This window comes from Streptococcus mitis, from assembly GCF_946188685.1.
Lineage (GTDB): Bacteria > Bacillota > Bacilli > Lactobacillales > Streptococcaceae > Streptococcus > Streptococcus mitis_CC.
In genome coordinates this window covers 1-1,436 of the sequence record NZ_CAMHWH010000019.1, presented here as the reverse complement: position 1 = coordinate 1,436, position 1,436 = coordinate 1, and the positions used below count along the sequence as shown (strand labels likewise).

The 1,436-nt window shown below is 36.2% G+C and carries 1 protein-coding gene; it reads left to right on the top strand.

What is annotated here, in order from left to right:
- The first annotated feature begins 56 nt into the window (after positions 1–56).
- Positions 57–1,405, top strand: a protein-coding gene (locus tag N8N51_RS10315; RefSeq protein ID WP_152907437.1) for an IS3 family transposase whose coding sequence is annotated in 2 segments (ribosomal slippage) — positions 57–498 and positions 498–1,405 — 1,350 coding nt in all. Because the reading frame shifts where the segments join, the coding sequence is not laid out codon by codon here.
- Positions 1,406–1,436 lie beyond the last annotated feature (31 nt).

Below are 1,436 nucleotides of genomic sequence, written 5' to 3'. Positions count from 1 at the left end.
TGAACTGCCCCCCAAAAGTTAGACAGAAAAAATCTAACTTTTGGGGGGCTTTTATTATGAAATTAACTTATGATGATAAAGTTCAGATCTATGAACTTAGAAAACAAGGATATAGCTTAGAGAAGCTTTCAAATAAATTTGGGATAAACAATTCTAATATTAGGTACATGATTAAATTGATTGATCGTTATGGAATAGAGTTCGTCAAAAAAGAAAAAAATCGTTACTATTCTCCTGAATTAAAACAAGAAATGATTGATAAAGTCCTACATGAAAACTGGTCTCAAGATAGAGTTTCTCTCGAATATGCTCTCCCAAATCGTGGTATGCTTCCAAATTGGATGGCACAATACAAGAAAAACGGGTATACTATTGTTGAGAAAACAAGAGGGAGAGTACCTAAAATGGGACGTAAACCAAAGAAGAAACCCGAAGAGATGACAGAGTTAGAACGACTTCAAGCAGAAAACGAGTATCTGAGAGCGGAGAATGCTGTCCTAAAAAAGTTGAGAGAACTCCGCTTGAAGGAGGAAAAAGAGAAAGAAGAAAGACAGAAATTGTTCAAGAATTAATCACTGATTTTTCGTTAGATATTCTTCTAAAAACCATTAAACTCGCTCGTTCGACCTACTACTATCATTTGAAACAGCTAGACAAACCAGATAAGGATCAAAAGCTTAAAGCTGAAATTCAAGCTATTTTTACCGAACAAAAAGGAAATTACGGCTATCGTCGAATCCATTTAGAATTAAGAAATCGTGGTTATGTGGTCAATCATAAAAGAGTTCAACGCTTGATGAAAGTGCTCAATTTACAAGCTAGAATCCGCAAGAAACGCAAGTATTCTTCTCATAAAGGAGATGTTGGCAAGAAAGCAGACAACCTTATTCAACGCCAATTTGAAGCAGCTAAACCAATGGAAAAGTGTTATACGGACGTGACAGAATTTGCCATTCCAGCAAGCGCTCAAAAGCTTTACTTATCACCAGTTTTAGATGGCTTTAATAGCGAAATTATCGCCTATAATCTTTCAACTTCACCCAACTTAGAACAAGTAAAAACAATGTTGGAACAAGCATTCACAGAGAAGCGCTACGAGAATACGATTCTCCATAGTGACCAAGGCTGGCAATATCAACACGATTCTTATCATCAGTTTCTAGAGGGTAAGGGAATTCAAGCATCCATGTCACGTAAAGGTAACAGCCCAGACAACGGCATGATGGAATCTTTCTTTGGTATTCTGAAATCGGAGATGTTTTATGGTTATGAGAAGTCATTTGAGTCGCTCAACCAATTGGAACAAGCCATTGTAGACTATATTGATTACTACAACAATAAACGAATTAAGGTAAAACTAAAAGGACTCAGTCCTGTGCAATACAGAACTAAATCCTTCGGATAAATTAATTGTCTAACTTTTTGGGGTCAGTACA